Below are 21,523 nucleotides of genomic sequence, written 5' to 3'. Positions count from 1 at the left end.
GTGCTGGACCTTCCAGGACGCCGGGTCGTGCAACGTGTGCGTCCGGGCGTTGCGCCAGTGGCGGTCCAGACCGACCGAGGCGCGCGCCGCGCGGGTGCCAGTGACCTCGTACAGCCGGCTGGAGGCCTCGAGGGACGCCTCGGTCGTGACCGCGCGAGCAGCGGCGACGGCGAGGCTGGCGTCGGCCGCGGTCGCCGCGGTCAGCCCTGCCGCCGCGCGCTCCACGGCTCGCCCTGCCTCGGCGAGGAGGGACTCCGCCGCTCGCACCTTCAGCTCGATCTCACCGAAGGCGTGGACGACGAGCGGGTCCTCGGCGGCCCGTTCGACCCCGTACAGCGTGATCGCGTCCGGGTAGGGACGGCTCGACGTGGTCACGAAGGTGGCCGCGTCCCGGACGGCCGCACGGGCGATGCCCGCGTCGATCGCGGCGTGCAGGAGCTGGGCGAAGGCGCCGTACACCTGGGGACGCTCGAAGGTCAGGTGGTAGGGGGTGATCAGGTCGCTGGAGACCCGGACGCCGTCGAGCCGGACCGTGCCGCTCGCCGTGGTGCGCTGCCCGAGCCCGTCCCAGTCGTCGACGACGCTGACCCCCTCGGCCGCACGCTCGACCCAGGCGACGTGCAGTGGCCCCCCGTCGCCGAGATGGGCGAGGACCGGGATCCAGTGCGCGAAGTGCGCCCCAGTGCAGTAGCCCTTCTCCCCGTCGAGGATCCATTCCTGGACATCCCGACCCGCGCCGCCGGATGCCGGCCGCAGGGTCGTGGCGTGGTCCCGGAGGTGCTTGCTGCGGATCTCCGACTGGGCGTTGCCGAACCTCTTGCCGGACAGGACCTGTCCCAGGAGGAACGACCTCTGCTCGTCGGAGCCCTGCTCCAGCAACGCGTTGACGTAGACGAAGTGGCTGTGCGGGATCTGGGCGATGTTCGGGTCGCCCGTCGCGACCAGCCGCACCACCTCGGCGACGGCGCCGGCACCCAGGCCCGCTCCGCCGTGGTCGCGCGGGACGGTGATCGCCAGCAGGCCCGCGGCGGAGAGCTGCTCGACCTCGGCCGTGGGCAGGATGCGCTCCCGGTCGCGCCGAGCCGCGCCGGTCGCGAACCCGGCAGCCAGCTCCACTGCCTTCGCCACCGCCTGGTCCCTCGTGAGGACGGGAACGGAGGCGGGTCGAGTCTGGCGATCCATGGTGGTCGCGGTGGGCATCAGGCGGTTCCTCCGGGTGTCGTTCAGGGCATTTCCATGTAAGTTACTAGACTTATTAGCCGAATCGGGCCAGTCCGCGCGCTGCGTCGCCGTGCACTGCGAACGGCAGGACCGCGCAGCTGCGGACCGCCAGCCCACCCACTCCTCAGGAGCCGCGATGCGCATCGAACAGCTGGAGCACCTGGTGGCTGTGGACCAGCACGGCTCACTGCGTCGCGCCGGCGAGCAGCTGCACCTCTCCCAACCGGCCCTGCGCGAGTCGCTCGGCAAGCTCGAGCGGGAGCTCCGCCTGACGCTGCTCGACCGGGACCGGTCGGGCACCCGGATCAGCAAGGACGGCCGCCAGCTGCTGCCTCATGCGCTCGAGGTCCTCGACGCCCTGGACCGGCTTCGCAGCGCGGCCGCCCACCAGCGCGGTGACACCCGGGCGGTCCGGGTCGGCACGGTGCACGCCGCCACCGCCACCCTGCTCGGGCCGGCCGTGCGGGCGTTCCGCGCGCGCCGTCCGTCGACGCCGGTCGACGTCGTCACCCTGCACCGGGCCCGCATCGACACGGCCCTCGTCGAGGGCTCGCTGGACCTCAGCCTGGTCAACGTCCTGGACGGGGACGTGCTGCCGGCGGGCCTCGAGGGAGTCGACCTGTTGCGGGGCCGCCCCGTGGTCGTGCTCCCGGCCGAGCACCCGCTGGCGGCCCGGGACGAAGTCCTGACGACCGAGGAGCTGCGCAGTGAGCCGCTCGTGATGATGCGGGGTGGATATGTCATGCACCGCTACCTCCGGCGGCTGTTCGGGTCGGACGTGCCGCAGGCGACCCACACGACCGACGGCGCGGAGATGGCCAAGGCGCTGGTGGCCGAAGGGCTCGGCGTGACGGTGATGCCGGACTACGCGGTGGTCGGCGGAGCGCTGCACCGGTCCGGCCAGGTGGCCATGCGCGGGGTCGCCGGAGATGGCACGCGGGTGACCTTGCAGCTGCGTCAGCGCACGGCGCTGCGGCAGCCCCTGCCCGTGCGCGAGCTCGTGGCCGCGCTGCGGGCCGAGGCCGCGAGGCACGAGATGGGTGCGGTCCAGGCGGTCTAGGTGGTCCCGGCCGGTCGGTCCATCAGGCTCTGCACCATGGTGACCTGGTGGGTCGGACGCCCCTGCCAGCGTGACCCGGGCACGAGCGGGGTGGCGGGGCCGTGCTCGACGAAGCCCATCTTGGCGAAGAACGCCCGGGCCCGGGGGTTCTCGGCGATCGTCTGCAGGTAGCAGCCGGGTGAGCCGGCGCGCCGCAGCTGGTCGAGCCAGGCCCTGACCAGGTCCGCGGCCACCCCCTGCCCCCGGTGCTCGGGGAGCACGTTGAGGTGCAGGTGTGCCGGCCACCGGGCATCGGCGAGGTCGCGGGCGGTGGGCTGCCGACGCAGCCTGGCCCGCAGGACGTCCCACGTCGCCCGGGCGAAGAAGGCGACCGCTCGCGGGCGAAGCAGCAGCCGGTACCGGCGGACCGCCGCGGCGAGCCGCTCCTCCTCCGAGGGGAACGTGCTGGGGTCCGCGCAGCCCGCCAGGTAGCCCACCAGCCTCCCGCCGTCGTCGGCCAGGAGCAGCGTCGCGGCCGCGGAGTCGGCGTACGGCAGGAGGTAGATGTCGGCCTCGGACGGCGTGTGTCCCCACAGGGACGCCGACGGACTGCCCTCCGCGGCTCCCGCGAACAGCGCGAGGAGAGCGGGGCGGTCTCGCGGCTCGTACGGGCGGATGGTGACGGCGCTCATGAGGGCCACTAGTCTCCCTCGACCGTCGCCGGAGGGGCGACCGGGAAGGGGTGTCGATGTCGGCCGGCGACTGGAAGGACATGTTCCACGCCGCCTGTGCCGGCGACGTCGAGCTGGTCCGGCACCACCTGGCCACCGGGGTCGACCCGGACTTCTCCCACCCGGAGTACCAGTCGACCGCCCTGGTCGCGGCCATCCTCGCCGGTCAGGAGGACGTGGCCCGCCTCCTGCTCGACCACGGCGCCGACCCGGCCCTGCGGTCCGACCTCGACGGCCTGACCCCGGTGCAGGCGGCCCGCCAGACCGGCCTGGCCGGGCTGGAGGTCGTGCTGCGCCGGCGGGGCGCGGAGGACGCCCCGCCCTGACCCGTCACATGTGCCGGCCGCCCGTCACCTCCAGCACGCAGCCGGTCATGTAGGAGGAGAGGTCGCTCGCCAGGAACGTCGCCACGGACGCGACCTCCTCCGGTTCGCCGAACCGGCCCATCGGGATCTCCGTGAGTCGCTGCTGCCAGATGTCCTCACGCATGGCCTCGGTCATCGGGGTGCGGATCAGGCCGGGCTGGATGGCGTTGACCCGCACACCGGCGTGCGCGACCTCCTTGGCGGCGGCCTTGGTGAGCCCGACGATGCCCGCCTTGGCGGCCGAGTAGTTGGTCTGCCCGAGGTTGCCGACCTTGCCCGAGATCGAGGACATGTTGACGATCGAGCCGCGGCCGCGCTCGCGCATCACCGCCGCGGCCGCGCGGGTCCCGAGCCAGGTCCCCTGCACGTGGGTGGTCAGCACGAGCTGGAAGTCGTCCAACGACATCCTGCGCATCGTGGCGTCCCGCAGGACGCCGGCGTTGTTGACCATCACGTCGACGCCGCCGAACGCGTCGGCGGCGGCCACCAGCGCCACCACGTCGTCCTCCGACGTCACGTCGCAGCGCACCGCGAGCGCCGCCGGCCCGATCGCGTGGGCCGTGGCCTCGGCGGCGGCCGGGTCGACGTCGCCGATCACCACCCGCGCGCCCTCGGCGACGAAGCGCTCGGCGATCGCGCGGCCCAGTCCCTGGGCGCCACCGGTGACCACCGCGGTCCGTCCGTCGAGCAGGCTCATGCCGGCACCGCCACGTCGAGCCCCGCCTCGAGCAGGACAGGCACGCTGGCCGCCACGCTCTCGTAGCCGTCACCGACGGTGACGCCGAGACCGTGCCGGAAGGCGATGCCCTGCGCGATCACCGCGAGCTTGTAGTAGGCCAGCGCGAGGTAGAAGTCGAACGCCGGCAGGTCCCGGCCGGTGCGCTCGGCGTAGGCGTGCCTCAGGTCGTCGCCGGACGGGAACCGGGGACTGGTCCAGGCTGCGGGGATGCCGAGCACGAGGTCGAGGGCGGAGTGCCGGTAGGCGCACATGGTGGCCAGGTCGGCCACGGGGTCGCCGAGCGTCGAGAGCTCCCAGTCCACGATCGCCAACACGTGCCCGGGGTCGTCGCGGTCGAGCAGCACGTTGTCGACGCGGTAGTCGCCGTGGACCACCGCCAGCCCGGACTGCTCGGGCACGCGCTCCGCCAGCCAGGCAAGCAGCCGGTCCGCCCGCGGTTCGTCGGCGTCCATCGAGGTCCACTGGCCGGACCAGCGCCGGACCTGCCGGGCGGCGTACCCCTCGTGCCGTCCGTAGTCGCCGAGGCCGACCGTCAACGGGTCGACGGCGTGCAGCGCGGCCAGTGCGCCGACCAGGCCGTCGGCGCAGCGGGCGACCTCGGCATCGGACCACCGGTCGATGTCGGCACGCGACCGGGCGGTCAGACCGGGGACGAACGCCACGACCGCGCAGGGGGCGCCGAGCGCCTCACCGGCCGGGTCGCACACGACGGTGCGGGCCACCGGGACCGGCGTGCCCTGCAGTGCGTCGACCACGCGGTACTCGCGGACCACGTCGTGCGCCGACTCGATCACCCCGCCGTGCGGCGGTCGGCGCAGCGCCCACGCGGAGACCCCGTCGTCGAGCCGGTAGGTGAGGTTGGACCGGCCCCCGGTGAGCAGCGTCGCGGTCAGCGGGCCGACGACGGTCTCACCCGCTCCCGTCAGCAGGCGGGTGAGGCGGTCGAGCTCGGCCGGGGTCAGGTCGGTCATGACGCCGCCGCGGTGGCGGCGTGGACGGCGCGGCGGGCGATCGACCAGCGGTGCACCTCGGACGCGCCGTCGTAGATGCGGAAGGGCCGGACCTCGCGGGACAGCCGGGCCAGGGGTAGGTCCTCGCTCACCCCCAGGCCGCCGCACATCTGCATGGCGCGATCGACGATCCGGCCGACGGCCTCGGCGGCGTACGTCTTGGCGATGGACGTCGAGACCGAGGCGCGCTCACCCCGGTCGAGCTCCCAGCAGGCCCTCAGCAGCAGCGCCCGGGTGGCGGCGATGTCGATCTCGCTGTCGGCCACCAGCTGCTGGATCATGCCGAGACCGGCGAGCCGGGAGCCGAACGCCGAGCGCTCGGCGACGTGCCGGAGGGCGACCTCGTGACCGCGTCGGGCGGCACCGAGCCAGCGCATCACGTGGGTCATCCGGGCCGGGCCGAGCCGCACCTGGGCGTTGGCGAAGCCGCGGTCGACCTCGCCGAGCACGTGCTCGTCGGGCACCAGTACGTCGTCGAAGCGGACCTCGCAGTGCCCGCCGACCATCGAGCGGTCGAGGGTTCCGATGTGCCGGCCGACCGTGACACCGGTGGTGTCCGCCGGGACCAGGAACATCGTGGCGCCGTGCGCCGAGCCAGGCTTGCCCGCCGTGCGGGCCATCACGATGAAGAACGCGGCCCCGTCCGCTCCGGTGATGAACCACTTGTGCCCGGAGACCCGCCAGCCGCCGGCGACCCGGCGGGCCGCGGTCAGCAGCGCGGTGGGGTCGGACCCGGCGCCGGGCGCGGGCTCGGTCATCGCGAACGCCGAGCGCACCTCGCCCTGCACGAGCGGCCGCAGGAACTCCTCCTGCTGGGCCGGGGTGGCGACGTGCGCGAGCAGGTGCACGTTGCCCTCGTCGGGCGCGGCGCAGTTGACGGCGAGCGGGCCGAACAGCGAGAACCCGGCGGCCTCGAACACCGGCGCCCGGTCGACCATCCCGAGGCCGAGGCCGCCGTGCTCGACCGGCCCGTGCGGGCTCAGCAGCCCGCGCGCGCGGGCCTCGGCCTGGAGCTCACGGCGTACGCCGTCGCCGCCGGCCTTCTCGACGTCGCCGCCCGCGGCATCCTCGACCGGCAGCACCACCTCCCGGACGAACGAGGAGGTCCGCGCCACGGTGTCGCGGACCTCCTCGCCGTGCTCGAGGTCGAACGTCACGCGGGGACGGGCGCGTGCCCGAGCGTGAAGTTCTCCCGGTACTCGGACTTCTCCTCGGCCTCCATCTTGTCCATGTAGGCCGCGGAGCCGCCCATGTAGAACATGTTGATGATCGGCTTGCCCGGGATGTTGGAGCCGTTGATCCACGAGTTCGTGACCGCGAACAAGGTGCCGGCCGCACCCTCGTCGCTCTCGGCGATCCAGGCCTCCTCGGCCTCGGCGGTCGGCTCGATCGAGCCGAGGTCGTGGTCGCGGACGTGCTTGATGGTGCCGGCCACCCAGTTGACCTGCGCCTCGTGCAGCGGCGGCTGGTTGGTGAAGGGGCCCATCGGGCCGTAGATCATGTAGAGGTTGGGGAAGCCGTGCGCCATCAGCCCGAGGTGGGTGCGCGGGCGGTGCTTCCAGTGGTCGTGCAGCGAGACGCCGCCGCGGCCGGAGTGCTGGATCTTGAGCTGGTTGCCCGAGACCGCGTCGAACCCGGTGGCGAGGATGACCACGTCGAGCTCGTGCTCGGTGCCGTCCTCGGTCCGGATCCCCTTCTCGGTGAACTCCACGATCGGGTTGTGCTGGACGTCGACGAGCTCGACGTTGTCGCGGTTGTAGGTCTCGTAGTAGTTGTCGCAGCACAGCGGCCGCTTGGCGTAGAGATCGCTCGGGATGAGCAGGTTCGCGGTCACCGGGTCCTTGACGGTCTCGCGGATCTTGCGGGCGATGACCTCGGTCGCGGCCGCGTTGGCGACCCGGCTCACGGCGACGTCGTTGAACGCCTGGAACATGTACTGGAAGCCGCCGCCCCGCTCGTACTGCTCCTCGAAGCGCTTGATCCGCTCCTCGTAGGGCACGTCCTCGGCGGCGACGTCGCTCTCCTCGAACCCGAAGGCGGTCGTGGAGTAGAGGACGTCGTGCCAGTAGCCCTCGTAGTCCTTCTCGATCCGGTCCAGCAGCCCGGGCTCGATCGGGCGGTGCTTCGACGGGACGACCCACTGCGGGGTGCGCTGGAAGACGGTCAGCTCCCCGACCTTGTCACCGAGCTCGCTGATGACCTGGACGCCGCTGGAGCCGGTGCCGATGACGCCGACCCGCTTGTCGGTGAGGTCGACCCCCTCGTGCGGCCAGCGCGCCGTGTGGTGGATGTCGCCCCGGAAGCGGTCCTGGCCGGCGAACGTCGGGACCTTGGTGGCCGACAGGAGTCCGACGGCCTCGATCAGGAACTGCGCCCGCCACGACCGGCCGTCGTCGGTCGTCACCGTCCAGCGGTCGGTCTCGTCGTCCCAGGTGGCGCTCTCGACCTGGGTGTCGAACTGGATGCTCCTGCGCAGGTCGTAGCGGTCTGCGACGTGCTTGAGGTAGGACCAGATCTCCTCCTGCCGCGGGTAGCGCTCCGACCACTTCCACTCGTGGAAGAGCTCCTTGTCGAAGGAGTAGCAGTAGGCGTTGACCTCGGTGTCGGAGCGGGCGCCCGGGTACTGGTTCCAGTACCAGGTGCCACCCACGTCGCCGGCGTTCTCGAAGGCCTGGACGCTCAGCCCGTCGACGTTCCGCAGCTTGTGGATGCTGTAGAGCCCGGCGAACCCCGAGCCGATGACGATGGCGTCGACCTCCGTGGCCTCGCCCTCCGCCTTGACCTGGTCGCTCATCGCGCATGTCCCTTCTCGTCGTGCCCCAGGTCAGGGGGACCTGCCGGGCAGGCCCATCGTGGGGAGCGGCGCACGTCGCGGGTTGTCCCATTTCGGGACGAGCGTGCGACGAGGACGTGACACATCGTCGAGGTGGGCCCGGGACGGCGGGTCTGTTCCACCCGGGTGACGCGGTGTCCCAAATTGGCACAGTTACAGCGCTGTCACAGAGGTCCTATGGTGTAACCGACCTCACAGGACCGGGGACCTGTTGGTCGATCTGGGGGGAGATCCGGAGGTTCTTGTGACGTCACCGCTGCGCCGCATCGACGCTGCGCGCGAGCACCTGCTCGCCGATGGCACCGTCCCCGAGCGGCTGGCCGCCTCGGTGCGACCGGACGTGCTCCGGTCCTGGAAGCGGTCGCTGCTGTCCGGAGCCGAGCTCGCCCAGCCCTCGCTGACCTACCGCGGCGAGCACCACGCCCGGGCCGCGCTCCGGCTGGCCGCCGACCCGGTGCTGTCCCGGCTGGCCGGCGAGCTCTCCGGGCTGGACGCCGGTGTCCTGCTGTGCGACCACGAGGCGGTCGTCGTGCAGCGGTGGGTCTCCGACGTGGGGATCCTGCCGCTGATGGACCGGATCAACTCCGACGTCGGCTTCTGCATCAGCGAGGAGACCATCGGCACCAACGGGGTCGGCAGCGTCATCGAGTCCGGCCAGGCGATCCAGATCTCCGGGCCCGAGCACCTCGCCGAGGCCCTCCAGCCGTTCACCTGCGTCGGCGTCCCGGTGCACCACCCGATCACCCGGCGCCTCGAGGGCGTCATCACGATGAACTGCCGGGCCACCTCCGGCAACCCGCTGCTCACCCCGCTGATGACCAGCACCGCCCAGGAGGTCGAGAGCCGGCTGCTCGCGCAGGCCACGACGTCCGAGCGCCAGCTGCTCGACGAGTACCTCGTCGCGATCGGCTCGCGCCGGGCGCCGGTGGCCGCGGTCGGCCAGGACATCTTCATCGCCGGCCCCAAGGTCACCGATCTGCTCGAGGGGGTGGACCGCGCGGCCCTGTGGGAGTACGTGCGGGGGGTGGCGCTCGGCTCCAGCACGACGGCCGCCGCCTCGGGGTTCGGCTCCGAGCGGTTCCGGATCGCCAGGTGCAAGCCCATCGAGCGCGACGGCCGCATCATCGGCGCGCTGGTCGAGCTCGAGATCGACCGGCCGGTGCGCGAGGAGCCGCGGCCGACGACCCTGCCCAAGCCGACCGTGTCCCTGCCCGGCAAGAGCCCGGCCCTGGTCAACGCCATCGCGCACGCCACCCGGCTGGCCGCCAAGGGCGTCCCGATGCTGATCGAGGGCGAGTCCGGGGTGGGCAAGTACGCCCTGGCCCGCGCCGTGCTGGCCACTGCCCAGGTCCAGCCCGACAAGATCGCGGTCGTCGACGCGGCAGCGGGCTGGGCCGAGGACTCCTCGCAGTTCGTCTCGGTGCTCCGCCGCGAGCTCGAGCTCGAGCCCGACGCCGTCCTGCTGCGGCACCTCGAGGCCCTGTCCCCCGAGGCCGCCGCGGCGACGTCGTCGCTGCTGGAGGGCCTCGAGGAGCTGGCGTCCCCGCCGCGGATCGTCGCCACGATGACGACCGACGTCCCGCACCCCCCGAGCCTGCGGCGGCTGGTCGACACCGTCGGCGTCGGCCGGGTCACGGTGCCCCCGCTGCGGGACCGGCACGAGGACATCGCCCCGACGGCGGTGGCCCTGCTCGAAAAGCACCGCGCCGGCCGCTCGGTGCACTTCGCCTCGGCGACCCTGCGCTGCCTCATGAGAGCCCCGTGGCCCGGCAACCTGCGCCAGATGGACGCCACGATCCGAGGCTTGCTGTCCACGTCGATCGGCCCCGAGATCCGGCCCGACGCCCTCCCCCTCGAGCTCCAGGGCAACTCCCGCAAGCGCGACCTGTCCGCGATGGAGGAGCTCGAGCTCGGCGCGATTCTCACCGCGCTCAAGCAGCACAACGGCAACAAGGTGGCGGCCGCGCAGTCGATCGGGATCTCCCGGTCGACGCTCTACCGCAAGCTGCAGGCCTACCGCCTCGACCCCGACAAGCAGTACTTCTAGTGGTGCCGGAGGTCCGTCATGGGTGAGCTCAGACTGGTCGACGCGGCCCGCGAGCACCTGCTCGCCGACGGCGTCATCCCGCGCCACCTGGAGAAGCAGGTACGACCGCAGGTCCTGCAGTCGTGGAAGCGGTCGCTCCAGAGCGGTGCCCAGCTCGCCAACCCGACGCTGACCTTCAAGGGCGAGCACCACGCCCGGGCCGCGCTACGGCTGGCCGCGGACCCGGTCCTGTCGCGCCTGGCCGAGCAGCTGGCCGGCCTGGAGGCCGGCGTACTGCTCGCCGACCACGAGGCGACGCTCGTGCACCGCTGGATGCCGGACCGGTCGGTCGTGCCGATGTTCGACCGGATCAACGCCAACTCCGGCTTCGACAACAGCGAGGAGTCGATCGGCACCAACGGGTGCGGCAGCGTCATCGAGGCGGGCAGCTCGATCCAGGTCAGCGGGCCGGAGCACCTGGCCGAGGCGCTGCGGCCGTTCACCTGCGTCGGCGTCCCCGTGCACCACCCGATCACCCGGCGGCTCGAGGCGGTGGTGACGCTGTCGTGCCGGGCGACGTCGGGCAACCCGCTGCTCACGCCCCTGATGACCAGTACCGCGCAGGAGGTCGAGAGCCGGCTGCTCGCCCAGGCGACGACGTCCGAGCGGCAGCTGCTCGACGCCTACCTGGTCGCGATCGGCTCGCGCCGGGCCCCGATCGCCGCGGTCGGCCAGGACATCTTCATCGCCGGCCCCAAGGTCACCGACCTCCTCGAGGGCATCGACCGGGCGCTGCTGTGGGAGTACGTGCGGGGGGTGGCGCTCGGCTCGCGCGCCGACGCCGCGCGGTTCGGCCTCGCGACCGGCGGCCGGTTCCGGATCACCCACTGCCAGCCGGTCGAGCGCGACGGGTCGGTCATCGGCGCGCTGGTCGAGTTCGAGGTGGCCCGTCCCGAGCGCGAGCCGACGCACGGACCCGACGCCGGCCCGCTGCCCCGGCCGACGGTCTCGCTACCGGGCCAGAGCCCGGCCCTGGTGACCGCGATCGCGCACGCCACCCGGCTCGCCGCCAAGGGCGTCCCGATGCTGATCGAAGGCGAGTCGGGCGTGGGCAAGTTCGCGCTCGCCAAGGCTGTCCTGGCCGCCGCACCGGTGCCCGAGGACAAGGTCGTCGTGCTCGACGCCGCCGCCGGCTGGTCCGAGGGGGCGGCCCAGTTCGTCACCGAGCTGCGCCGGGCGCTGGAGGCGGCACCGGAGGCGGTCCTGCTACGCCACCTCGAGCAGCTCTCCCCCGAGGCGGCCGCCGCGACCGCCAGCCTGCTCGAGGAGGGCGACGGCGACGCCGAGCCGCTGCCCCGGATCGTGGCGACGATGACGTCCGGCGGCGGCGAGACGAGCCACTCCCTGCGCCGGCTCGTCGACACGATCGGCGTCGGCCGGGTGACCGTCCCGCCGCTGCGCGACCGGCACGAGGACATCGGCCCCACCGCCGCGGCGATGCTGGAGAAGCACCGCGGCGACCGCCCCCTGCACTTCTCGTCGTCCGCACTGCGCCTCCTGATGCGGGCGCCGTGGCCAGGCAACCTGCGCCAGCTCGACGCCACCATCCGCGGCGTCATGTCCACCTGCATCGGGCCCGAGATCACCCCCGACGCGCTCCCGGTCGAGCTCCAGGGCAACTCCCGCAAGCGCGACCTGTCGGCCATCGAGGAGCTCGAGCTCGGCGCGATCCTCAACGCCCTCAAGCAGCACCACGGCAACAAGGTCGCCGCGGCCCAGTCGATCGGCATCTCCCGCTCGACCCTCTACCGCAAGCTCCAGGCCTACCGGCTCGACCCGGACACGCAGTACTTCTAGAGGCTTCTCGGGAGCTCCGAGGAGCGCCCCGGGCGAGCGACGGAGAAGGCGGCCCGGTAGGCGCTGGGGGTCACGCCCGCGTGGCGGACGAAGTGGATACGCAGGTTGGCCGCCGTGCCCAGCCCGCACTGCTGGGCGACGGCCTCGACGGAGAGGTCGGTGCTCTCGAGCAGCTCCTGGGCCCGGCGGACCCGTTCCGACGTGAGCCACTGCAGTGGCGGCAGCCCCAGCTCTGCGGTGAACCGGCGGGTCAGCGTACGGGTGGTGACGCCGGCCTCCCGCGCGAGCAGCCCGAGGGTCAGCGCCTGGTCGAGCCGTTCCCTGGCCCAGTCCAGGAGCGGCGAGAGAGCCGAGCCCGACACGTCAGGCAGCGGCGTGGAGACGTACTGCGCCTGGCCTCCTTGACGGTGCGGAGGGACGACGAGCCGGCGGGCGACCTCCGCCGCCACCGCTGTCCCGTGGTCGTGACGGACGAGCTCGAGGCAGAGGTCGAGGCCGGCCGCGGTGCCCGCCGAGGTGGCGACGGACCCGTCCACGACGTAGAGCACTCCCGGGTCGACGTGGACCGCAGGGAAGCGGTCCGCCAAGGCGCCCGCGTGCATCCAGTGCGTGGTCGCACGACGGCCGTCGAGCAGGCCCGCGGCGGCCAGCACGAACGCCCCGGTGCAGACGGCCGCGATGCGGGCGCCGTTGTCAGCGGCCTCCCGCAGGGCGTTGACCAGCTCCGCCAGCACCTCGGCGGCGGGCGAGGAGAGCGCCGGTACCACCACGGTCTCCGCGTGCCGGACCTCGTCGAGCCCGCCGCCGGCCGCGATGGTGAGCTCGGCGCCCTGGGTGCGCACCGGGCCCGTCCCGAGGGTGCACACCTGCACGACGTAGGGGCGGTCGAGCAGATCGGGTCGCGGCATCCCGAAGACCTCGCCGACGACGGCGATCTCGAACAGCGGCATCCCGTCCAGCACGGGGACCGCGACGCGGTGCGGGTCCACGGCTGCAGCGTAGTGTCTCGATCCTGATGCTCAATGGCTATCTGGCCACTGTCGCGCCCACGGCTCACCTCGCAGGCTTGAACCGTGACCGTGATGACCGAGACCGAGAACGCCGGCGTGGACGCCGACGCGGGCACCGCCGGCGGCGTGGGTGCCGTGCGCGGCACGGCCCTGTTCGTGGCCGCGATCGTCGGCCCGGGCATCCTCACGCTGCCCGCCCTGGCCGCTGCTGAGGCCGGCCCGGCCTCCCTCGTCGCCCTGGGTCTGCTGCTGGCGCTCTCCGCGCCCATCGCGTTCACCTTCGCCGGACTGAGCCGCGCCGCACCGGGCGCGCAGGGCGTCGCCGGGTACGCCGCCGCGGCCTTCGGGCCGCTGACCGGCCGGCTCGTGTCTGCCTGGTTCCGGTACGGCGTACCCGTCGGGATCCCGGCCCTGGGTCTGATCGGCGGGGAGTACGTGGCGGCGGCCACCGGCGGTGGCGAGCCGACCGCAGTCGTCGTGGCCGCGGGGATCTGCGCGGTCGCGGTGGTGGCGAGCGTCCGGCACCGCGCGGGCAGCGGGGTGCTGACCCTGGCGTTGACCGTCCTCCTCGTCCTCCTGGTCGTCGTCACGGCCGTCGTGGCGCTCCCGCACTCCCGAGCGGAGCACCTCACCCCGTTCGCTCCGGGGGGATACGTCGCCGTCGCCGCCTCCGCGCTCGTGCTCACCTGGGTGCTCACCGGGTGGGAGGCCGTCACGAACTTCACCGGCGTGCTCCGCGACCCACGACGGAGCCTGCCGCGGGTGACCACGGCGACCCTGGTGATCGTCGCCGTGCTGTATGCCGCCGTCGCGATCCCGGAGATCCTCGTCCTCGGACCCACCGCCGGCGGTAGTGAGGCGCCGGTCGCCGCGATGCTGCGGGTCGCCGTCGGTCCGGCGGGAGCCGCCGTCGCGGCACTCATCGCCGTCGTGATCGCCGTCGGCACCACCCTCGCCTGGGTCGGGAGCCTCGCCGAGCTCGGCACGGGGACGCGGTCCACGACCCGCGAGAGGGCTCCGCGGTCGGCTCGCACCGACGCGCTCGTCGTGCCGGTCCTCATCATGGTCGCGAGCCTCGCCGCGGCCGCCGTCACCCCGATCGGCACCAGGGAGCTCGTCTCCCTGTGCGCCGGGTCGCAGGTGCCGGTCTACGTCGTCGGCCTCGCCGCCGGCATCAGGCTGCTGCCCAGCCTCGGCCGGTCCTGGTGGCTCGCCGTCCTCGCCACCGCCGTCGTCGCGATCCTGCTCGTCGCCGCTGGCCCCTACCTGCTCGTCCCGGCGGTGATCGCCGTAGGCGTCACGGCCCGACACCTGGTGCAGCGGCGTCCGACCGGCGCCTGACACAGCACCTGTCGCAAATCAGGACAGCCTCGCCGGACCCTCGGCCGTGACGCTGGCGTACATGCCCGCCACCCTGACCTCTCCGCCCGGGACGGCCGACGTCGCCGCCCTCAAGGACCGGGCGCACGAGCTGCGCCGGCTCCAGATGACCATGACCCGCGGCAAGGGTGAGGGCTACATCGCCCAGGGCCTCGGCATCGCCGACACGCTCGCCGCGCTCTACTTCCACGAGCTGCGGCACGACCCGGCCGACCCGGACTGGCCGGACCGGGACCGGTTCCTGCTGTCGACCGGGCACTACTCGATCGCGATGTACGCCGTCCTGGCAGCGGCCGGCTACCTCGACGAGGACGAGCTGCCGACGTACGGCCTCAACGGGTCCCGGCTGCCGATGAGCACGTTCGACATCACGCCCGGCATCGAGGTCGTGGGCGGCTCGCTCGGCCAGTGCCTCGGCCAGGCGGTCGGGATGGCGCTCGGGCTGCGGCTCGACGGGTCCCCCGCGCGGGTGTTCTGCGAGTTCTCCGACGGCGAGCTCGACGAGGGCTCGACCTGGGAGGCGCTGATGGGCGGCGCGACGTTCGGCGTCGACAACCTGGTGGCGCTGGTCGACTGCAACGGCATCCAGGCCGACGGCCCCGTGACGGTGGCGATCGAGCCGGTGGCCGACAAGCTCACCGCCTTCGGCTGGGACACCCGCGAGGTCGACGGCAACGACATGCAGGCGCTGACCGACGCGCTCGCGGCCTCGCGCGAGCGGGACGGCCGGCCCAAGGCGATCGTGCTGCGGACGACGCCCGGCTCCGGGATCCCGTCGATCGTCGCGCGGCCGCGAGCGCACTTCATCCGGGTCACCGACGACGAGTGGGCCGGCTTCATGGACGAGCTGGAGGCCAACCGATGACCAGCACGCCGGTGTTCGGGCAGACCCGAGGGATGGGCGAGCTCATCGAGGTCGCCGACAAGGAGACGGTGCTGGCGCCGTTCGGCACCGAGCTCGCCGCGCTCGGCCGGGAGCGTCCGGAGATCGTGGCGCTGACCGCGGACATGGGTCGCTACAGCGACATCCTGCCGTTCCGCGACGAGCACCCGGACCGGTTCTGGAACGTCGGGATGGCCGAGCAGAACCTGATCGCGACGTCCGCCGGCCTGGCCAAGGTCGGCAAGATCGCCTACTGCACGACGTACTCGGTCTTCGTCACCCGGCGGGCCTACGACTTCGTCGCGATCGCCTGCGCCCACTCGATGGCCAACGTGAAGATCTTCGCCGGCATGCCCGGGTTGATGAACGGCTACGGCGCCACGCACCAGGCGACCGAGGACCTGAACATGATGCGCGGCATCGCGGACCTCACGATCATCGACCCGTGCGACGCGACCGAGCTGCGCCAGGTGGTGCGCGCGGTGGCCGACATCCCGGGCACGGTCTACGTCCGGCTGCTCCGCGGTCACGTGCCGGTCGAGCTGCCGGACTCCTACGAGTTCATCCCCGGCAGGGCCGCCCGGGTGCGCCAGGGCGACGGCTCGGTCGGGGTCATCTCCACCGGGTACATGACAGGTCGCGCGCTGGACGCCGCCCAGGCCGCGACCGGCAGCGGCGTCGACGCGGGCATCCTGCACGTCCCGACGATCAAGCCGTTCGACACCGAGGCGGTCCTGGAGTTCGCCAGTGCGCACGACCGGCTCGTCGTCGCCGAGAACCACAAGAAGACCGGCGGTCTCGCCACCCTGGTCACCGAGGCGATGTTCGACGCCGGGGTGCTGCGGCCGGTGATCCGGGTCGGACTGGAGGACGGCTTCTTCGAGTGCGGCTCGCAGGAGTACCTGGAGGCGAAGTACGGCGTCGACCTGCCGCGCGTGCTGCGCGCCATCGTCGACGGGGTCTGACCTTTGGCCGACGTGCGCGCGCTGCGCGTCTTCGCCGGGCCGCTCCGCTACGTCCAGGGCCCGGGTGCGCTCGACCAGCTGGGCGGCCTGGTGGCGGCGTACGGTCCCCGGCCGGTGGTGGTGACCGACCCGTTCGTCCGCGACCTGCTCGGTGAGCGGGTCGAGGGCGTGCTGCGGGGCGCCGGGCTGCGGCCGGAGATCCGGGTCCTGCCCGGTGAGATCACCGCGGCGGCCGCCGACGAGATCGCCGCCTCGGTCGCCGAGGTGGGCGCGGGCCTGGTGATCGGCCTCGGCGGCGGGAAGGCGCTGGACGCCGGGAAGGCGGTCTCGCTGCGCCTCGGCGTACCGGTCGTGACCGTGCCGACGGTGGCGTCGAACGACAGCCCGACCAGCAAGGCCGTGGCGATGTACGACGCCGGGCACCGGATGGTCTCGGTCGACCAGCTCAGCGCGAACCCGCACGCCGTGGTCGTCGACACCGCGCTGATCGCCGCGGCACCGGTGGACTTCCTGCGCGCGGGCGTCGGCGACGCGGTCTCGAAGACGTTCGAGGCCGCCGCGTGTGCGGCCGGGACCGGCGTCACCACCTTGGGAACCCGGCCGCTCCGGATCGGCGCGGCGATCGCGGCCGCGGCCTACGCCACGCTGCGCGCACACGCCGTCCCCGGTCTGTCGGCGTGCGCGCGCGGCGAGGTCACCCCCGACCTGGAGGCGCTGGTCGAGGCGGTCGTGCTGCTGAGCGGCATGGGGTTCGAGAACGGCGGCCTCTCGCTGGCGCACTCGCTCACCCGCGGCCTGATGCAGGCCCGCGGCGCCTCGTCCGCGCTCCACGGTCAGCACGTCGCCTGGGCGACGCTGGTGCAGCGGGTGGCCGAGTACGCCCCCGACGACGAGGTGGCCGAGCTGCGCGGGTTCCTGCGCGAGGTCGGTCTTCCGGTCACGCTGCCCGGGCTCGGGATGGACGCGCCGACCGCCGACGAGATCCGCGGCATCGCCCGGGTCACGATGACCGCGCCGCACCTGGCCAACCTGGCGCGGCCGGTCACCGAGGGCGACCTGGTCGCGGCCATCCTCGAGGTCGAGGGCGCGCCGTAGGTCAGCCGGCCGCCAGCGCCTCGCGCAGCTGGTCGGCGGGGAGCTCGGCGCCGTAGGCGGGCTTGTCGCGGTCGAAGCGGCGACCCTCGACCAGCGGGCCGGCGTCCACGACGTCGAACCCGAACGAGTCGACCAGCGCCGCCACCACGGCCTTGGCCTCCGCGTCGTCACCGGCGATCGGGAGCGCGCGGCGCTCCGGCGTACCCGCGGGCGAGCCGGCAGTGACGATGTGGTCGGCCCGGATCGCGTTGAACGCCTTGACCACCCGGGACTCCGGCAGGTGCGCGGCCAGCAGCTCGCTGGGGGCGCTGTCCCCGCTGTCGATCTCGGCGTAGTGGCCGTCGCGCTCGAAGTAGTAGTTGTTCGTGTCGATGACGACCTTGCCGGCGAGCGGCTCGACCGGGACCTCGGTGTAGGCCTTGAACGGCACGGTCACCACGACGACCTCGCCCGCGGCGGCGGCGTCCTCGGCGGTCGCGGCCCGGGCCTGCGGACCGAGCTCGGCGACCAGGTCGGTGAGCGTCTCCGGCCCTCGGCTGTTGCTGAGCACGACCTCGTGCCCCTGCGCGATCGCCTGCCGGGCGATCGCGGTACCGATGTTGCCACTGCCGATGAGGCCGATGGTCGTCATGCCAGGCACAACTCATCCGGCTCCCGGCTATTCCGCGGGCGGCTCCTCAGGCTGCTCACATCTTCCGGGCCTAGGTTCGCTGGCCATGAGCGTCGTCCCCGACAACGTCCTCGCGCTGACCCAGGGGCAGGTGACGCTCTCCCGGGAGGACCTGCGCCGCGTGCACGGCCAGATGCAGCGGTTCATGCTCGGCTACGAGTTCGGCCTGCGCGAGATCGAGACCAAGCTGTCGATCCTGCGCGACGAGTTCACCCACATGCACGACTACAACCCGATCGAGCACGTCACCAGCCGGGTGAAGTCGGTGGACAGCATCATGGCCAAGGTCAGCCGGCGCGGCCTGCCTGCGGACCTCGAGGTCATCCGCGACAACATCACCGACATCGCCGGCGTCCGGGTCACGTGCAGCTTCGTCCAGGACGCCTACCGGCTCTTCGACCTGCTGACCGAGCAGGACGACGTCACCGTCCGCACCGTGAAGGACTACATCGCGACCCCGAAGGCCAACGGCTACAAGAGCCTGCACGCGATCGTCGAGGTGCCCGTCTTCCTCTCCGACGGCGCCGTCGACATCCCGGTCGAGGTGCAGTTCCGCACCATCGCCATGGACTTCTGGGCGAGCCTCGAGCACAAGATCTACTACAAGTACGACGGGCAGGTGCCGTCCGAGCTCGTCGCCGAGCTCGGCGAGGCGGCCGCCACCGCCGCCGCCCTCGACGAGCGGATGGAGCGGCTGCACCGCGAGCTGCGCGGATAGCGGCAGCGCCCCATCAGCGTCGCTCAGGACTGCGCGAGCACGACCACCTTGCCGCGGAGCTCCCCGGCGGCCGCAGCGGCGTGGACGCTGGCGAGATCGCCGAGCGGCACCCGCTGCGCGACGTCGATGGTCAGCTCTCTTCGGTCGACGCGCGCCCGGCCGCCTTGGCCAGCTGCACCGCGTGGCCGCCCACGGCCCGGGTCGTGTCTGGGACACCATCGCGGGCCGGCTGCTCGACACCTACCTCGCGGGGCTCGGGGTGCCGTGAGCGAGTGCCTCAGGACGTCGTCGAACGGAGCGCGACCAGCTCCGTCCGAGAGGTGATGCCCAGCTTGGAGTAGACGTTGCGCAGGTGGAAGTCGACGGTCCTCGGGCTGATGAACAGGCGCGCCGCCACCTCCTTGTTGGACAGACCCTTGCTCACCAGGTCCGAGACCTGGGACTCCTGGGCGGTGAGCTCGGTGGCGACCAGCCGGTCACCGCGCCGAGCCGTCTCCCCCGACGCGCGCAGCTCCTGGCGCGCGCGCTCGGCCCAGCACGGCGCACCGAGCGCCTCGAACGTCGCGAGCGCCTCGCGCAGCAGTGCGCGGGCGTCGACGCGGCGCCGGTTCCGGCGCAGGTGCTCACCCAGTGCGAGCTGGGTGCGCGCCCGCGCCGGGAGCCGCGGCGAGCGGGCATGCCACTCGAGGGCGCGCCGGAGGTCCTTCTCGACGTCCGGCCCGCCCAGCACCGCCGCGCAGTGATGGACCGCCGCCCAGGCCCAGGCCATGCCGGTCCCGTCGGCGAAGGTGCGCAGCTCCTCGAGCCAGGTGCGCGCCAGGTCGTGCCGCTCCGCCCGGGCTGCGGTCTCGACCCGGTCGAGAGCGGAGATCCACCTGACCACCGGCAGGTCGATCCGCTCCAGGTGGCGAAGCGCGTCCGGTGGGGCGACGTCGGACTGACGAGCGGCGGCCCAGTGCGTGAGTCCGGCGACGAGCCCGGTGACCGCTCCGTGCGGCGGGTGCTTCGCCAGCTCGTCCTGGAGCTCCTGGTAGGCGGCGGGCGCGCCCGGGTCACCGCGCAGCGCGGCGACCACGGCCAGCTCGGCGAGCGGCAGTGCCTCGAGCTCGCCCAGACCCAGGTTGCGGTCGAGCACCAATGCCTCCTGGGCCATCGAGGCGGCCTCCGCCCAATCGCCCGTGGCCAGGCGGAAGACCACCCCGCGGGTGAGGGCGTGCTCGATCATGTTGACCGCACCGGTGTCGCGCGCGTGCTGGAGCTGGAGGTCGTGCAGCTCGATGGCCCGCTCGTCGTCGCCCAGGTGCATGGTCGCGATGGCGAGGTTGTGCCTGATCGGGGCGGGGGCGTCGGCGCTCATCGGCGTGGCCCACGCCTGGCGCAGGGCCGCGGCGGCGGCCGGCCAGTCGCCCGCACGGACCGCGGTGAAGCCCTCGAGCAGCAGGCCGGCCACGACCTGGTGCGGGGGTTCGCCCGGGCCGACCACCGGCACCAGCGATGCCGGCTCCGGAGTGTCCGGCGCCCGCGCACCGAACGAGGCGAGGGCCGCGGCCAGCATGGCCAGGACCCGCGCCCGCGCGACGTCGTGGGGAGCGGCCGCGGCGGCCGCCTGGCACACGATCCGGTAACCCTCGTCCAGGGAGCGCCCGTTCCACTCCACCTGTCCCTGGAGCTGCAGCAGGTCGACGCGCAGCAGTGGATCTTGGGCGTCGACCAGTGCCGCCCGGACGAGGCGGTCGGTGTCGAGCAGGCGCCCGGCGGCGAGTGCCGAGCCGGCAGCGTGGAAGAGCCGCGTCGCCCGGTCCTCGGGGTCCGGGGTGAGCTCTGCGGCGCGGCTCCAGGCGGCGGCCGCGGCCTCGTGGCCCCCGCGGCGGCGCGCTCGTCCGGCCGCCCCGTCGAGCGCGCTCACCACGTCCTCGTCCGGTCCGTCCACGGCGGCGGCGAGGTGCCAGGCGCGCCGGTCCTCGTGCGGCGTCCCGGCCAGGACGTCCGCGAGCGCGCGGTGCGCCTGCCGCCGGCGCGGGCTGGTGGCGGCGCCGTAGATCGCCGACCGGACGAGCGGGTGTCGCAGCGTGAGGACGCCGTCCGCGTCCTGGAGAAGACCGGACTGCTCGGCAGCGTCGAGTGCCTCGTCGTCGGCACCGAGCGCGCGGGCGGCACGCAGGACTGTCTGCGTGCGCCCGGAGTCGTCGGCGGCCGCGACGAGCAGGACCGTCTGGGCCGACGGGGCCAGCCGCCGGTAGCGGTCGAGGAAGGCCCTCTCGACACCCTCGGTGAGAGGCATCCGGGCCGGGAGCACCTCGGTGCCGTCCAGCTGCCCGGGCGTGAGCGCACCGGCCAGCTCGAGGAGCCCGAGCGGGTTGCCGCGGGTGATCTCCAGGAGCTGTGCGCGCACCTGTGCGGACAAGTGGACGTGGACCTGGTCCTGGATGAGCTCCTCGGCGGCTACAGGGCCCAACCCGGTCACGTCGAGGACGTCGAGGTCGTGCAGCTCGAGGGGGCCGGCGTCGTCGCGTACGGCGAACAGCACCGAGACCGCCTCGCCGTCGAGTCGCCTAGCAGCGAAGAGCAACGCCGCCGCTGAGGCGTCGTCGAGCCAGTGGGCGTCGTCGACCACGACGAGGAGTGGACGCTCGCCGCCGGCCTCGGACAGCAGGTTGAGGGTCGCGAGGAAGACCAGGTACCGGTCGACCACTCCTTCGGCGGTCTCACCGAATGCTCCGCGCAGTGCCAGCTCCTGGGGGCCCGGGAGCCGGTCGAGGTGAGGCAGGACGGGCCGTAGCAGCCGGTGGAGCGCGGCGAACGGCAGCGGCGCCTCGGACTCGACTCCTCGGGTCCGGAGCACCGTGAGCGCATCCGCGCCGACGACGGCGTCGTCGAGGAGAGCCGACTTGCCGACCCCGGGCTGGCCGCGCAGCAGCAGCGCGCGGCCGCGACCGGCCACGGCCGCCACGACCACGTCGCGCAGCAGTCCTTGCTCCCGC

At 73.2% G+C, this 21,523-nt stretch carries 18 protein-coding genes; 9 read left to right on the top strand and 9 right to left on the bottom strand.

Features of this window, described 5'->3' with window-relative positions; genetic code table 11:
* Nucleotides 1-1,128: SfnB family sulfur acquisition oxidoreductase (locus JHD21_RS10500; protein ID WP_292674503.1), on the bottom strand; the 1,128-nt coding region annotated here is incomplete at its 3' end.
* A gap of 229 nt (nucleotides 1,129-1,357) precedes the next feature.
* On the opposite strand from JHD21_RS10500, the gene JHD21_RS10495 reads away from it, so the two are divergent.
* Entirely contained in the window at nucleotides 1,358-2,281 is a 924-nt protein-coding gene (locus JHD21_RS10495) for a LysR family transcriptional regulator (protein WP_292674501.1), read from the top strand.
* Here JHD21_RS10495 and JHD21_RS10490 read toward each other — a convergent pair.
* Entirely contained in the window at nucleotides 2,278-2,952 is a 675-nt protein-coding gene (locus tag JHD21_RS10490; RefSeq protein WP_292674497.1) for a GNAT family N-acetyltransferase, read from the bottom strand. The two genes, JHD21_RS10495 and JHD21_RS10490, sit on opposite strands and share 4 nt — an antisense overlap.
* A gap of 56 nt (nucleotides 2,953-3,008) precedes the next feature.
* On the opposite strand from JHD21_RS10490, the gene JHD21_RS10485 reads away from it, so the two are divergent.
* Nucleotides 3,009-3,317, top strand: coding sequence for an ankyrin repeat domain-containing protein (locus JHD21_RS10485; RefSeq protein ID WP_292674494.1), 309 nt, complete (start codon nucleotides 3,009-3,011; stop codon nucleotides 3,315-3,317).
* Nucleotides 3,318-3,321: 4 nt separating this feature from the next.
* On the opposite strand, the gene fabG is transcribed toward JHD21_RS10485, so the two are convergent.
* From fabG to JHD21_RS10465, 4 genes are read right to left on the bottom strand one after another with little or no spacing between them, the layout of a single operon-like run.
* Nucleotides 3,322-4,053: a 3-oxoacyl-ACP reductase FabG gene (fabG, locus tag JHD21_RS10480; RefSeq protein WP_292674492.1), complete on the bottom strand. Its 732-nt coding sequence runs from the start codon at nucleotides 4,051-4,053 to the stop codon at nucleotides 3,322-3,324.
* Nucleotides 4,050-5,066, bottom strand: a complete 1,017-nt coding sequence (locus tag JHD21_RS10475; RefSeq protein ID WP_292674489.1) for a phosphotransferase family protein — start codon at nucleotides 5,064-5,066, stop codon at nucleotides 4,050-4,052. The genes fabG and JHD21_RS10475 overlap by 4 nt, the downstream gene beginning before the upstream one ends.
* On the bottom strand, nucleotides 5,063-6,262 hold the full coding sequence (locus JHD21_RS10470; protein ID WP_292674486.1) for an acyl-CoA dehydrogenase family protein: 1,200 nt from the start codon (nucleotides 6,260-6,262) through the stop codon (nucleotides 5,063-5,065). Before JHD21_RS10470 ends, JHD21_RS10475 begins: the two co-directional genes overlap by 4 nt.
* A complete protein-coding gene (locus tag JHD21_RS10465) occupies nucleotides 6,259-7,899 on the bottom strand; it encodes an NAD(P)/FAD-dependent oxidoreductase (protein WP_292674482.1) in 1,641 nt (546 codons plus the stop codon). Before JHD21_RS10465 ends, JHD21_RS10470 begins: the two co-directional genes overlap by 4 nt.
* A 283-nt stretch (nucleotides 7,900-8,182) precedes the next feature.
* Here JHD21_RS10465 and JHD21_RS10460 point away from each other — a divergent pair, with 283 nt between their 5' ends.
* Together JHD21_RS10460 and JHD21_RS10455 are read left to right on the top strand one after the other, a co-directional pair.
* On the top strand, nucleotides 8,183-9,985 hold the full coding sequence (locus tag JHD21_RS10460; RefSeq protein WP_292674480.1) for a helix-turn-helix domain-containing protein: 1,803 nt from the start codon (nucleotides 8,183-8,185) through the stop codon (nucleotides 9,983-9,985).
* A gap of 18 nt (nucleotides 9,986-10,003) precedes the next feature.
* Nucleotides 10,004-11,821, top strand: coding sequence for a helix-turn-helix domain-containing protein (locus JHD21_RS10455; protein WP_292674478.1), 1,818 nt, complete (start codon nucleotides 10,004-10,006; stop codon nucleotides 11,819-11,821).
* Here JHD21_RS10455 and JHD21_RS10450 read toward each other — a convergent pair.
* Complete coding sequence (locus JHD21_RS10450; protein ID WP_292674476.1) at nucleotides 11,818-12,810, bottom strand: helix-turn-helix domain-containing protein; 993 nt, start codon at nucleotides 12,808-12,810, stop codon at nucleotides 11,818-11,820. The two genes, JHD21_RS10455 and JHD21_RS10450, sit on opposite strands and share 4 nt — an antisense overlap.
* Before the next feature lie 93 nt (nucleotides 12,811-12,903).
* On the opposite strand from JHD21_RS10450, the gene JHD21_RS10445 reads away from it, so the two are divergent.
* The 4 genes from JHD21_RS10445 to JHD21_RS10430 all read left to right on the top strand — a co-directional run bounded on the left by JHD21_RS10445 (nucleotide 12,904) and on the right by JHD21_RS10430 (nucleotide 17,154).
* Nucleotides 12,904-14,172 carry an amino acid permease gene (locus JHD21_RS10445; RefSeq protein WP_292674506.1) on the top strand — a complete coding sequence of 423 codons (1,269 nt, stop codon included), beginning with the start codon at nucleotides 12,904-12,906 and terminating at the stop codon, nucleotides 14,170-14,172.
* A gap of 61 nt (nucleotides 14,173-14,233) precedes the next feature.
* Nucleotides 14,234-15,076, top strand: a complete 843-nt coding sequence (locus tag JHD21_RS10440) for a transketolase (RefSeq protein WP_292674473.1) — start codon at nucleotides 14,234-14,236, stop codon at nucleotides 15,074-15,076.
* Nucleotides 15,073-16,059: a transketolase C-terminal domain-containing protein gene (locus JHD21_RS10435; protein WP_292674469.1), complete on the top strand. Its 987-nt coding sequence runs from the start codon at nucleotides 15,073-15,075 to the stop codon at nucleotides 16,057-16,059. The genes JHD21_RS10440 and JHD21_RS10435 overlap by 4 nt, the downstream gene beginning before the upstream one ends.
* 12 nt (nucleotides 16,060-16,071) lie before the next feature.
* Complete coding sequence (locus JHD21_RS10430) at nucleotides 16,072-17,154, top strand: iron-containing alcohol dehydrogenase (RefSeq protein ID WP_292674467.1); 1,083 nt, start codon at nucleotides 16,072-16,074, stop codon at nucleotides 17,152-17,154.
* A gap of 1 nt (nucleotide 17,155) precedes the next feature.
* Here the strand turns inward: JHD21_RS10430 and JHD21_RS10425 are convergent, their stop codons facing one another.
* Entirely contained in the window at nucleotides 17,156-17,785 is a 630-nt protein-coding gene (locus tag JHD21_RS10425) for an NAD(P)-binding domain-containing protein (RefSeq protein ID WP_292674465.1), read from the bottom strand.
* Nucleotides 17,786-17,870: 85 nt separating this feature from the next.
* Between JHD21_RS10425 and JHD21_RS10420 the strand changes: the two genes are divergently transcribed.
* Nucleotides 17,871-18,542 carry a GTP pyrophosphokinase family protein gene (locus tag JHD21_RS10420; protein ID WP_292674462.1) on the top strand — a complete coding sequence of 224 codons (672 nt, stop codon included), beginning with the start codon at nucleotides 17,871-17,873 and terminating at the stop codon, nucleotides 18,540-18,542.
* 277 nt (nucleotides 18,543-18,819) lie between these two features.
* Here the strand turns inward: JHD21_RS10420 and JHD21_RS10415 are convergent.
* The coding region (locus JHD21_RS10415; RefSeq protein ID WP_292674460.1) for a LuxR family transcriptional regulator at nucleotides 18,820-21,523 on the bottom strand (2,704 nt) is incomplete at its 5' end.

It is taken from the genome of Nocardioides sp. (assembly GCF_016462705.1).
Taxonomy (GTDB): domain Bacteria; phylum Actinomycetota; class Actinomycetes; order Propionibacteriales; family Nocardioidaceae; genus Nocardioides.
This window is presented reverse-complemented; position numbering and strand designations above follow the sequence as displayed.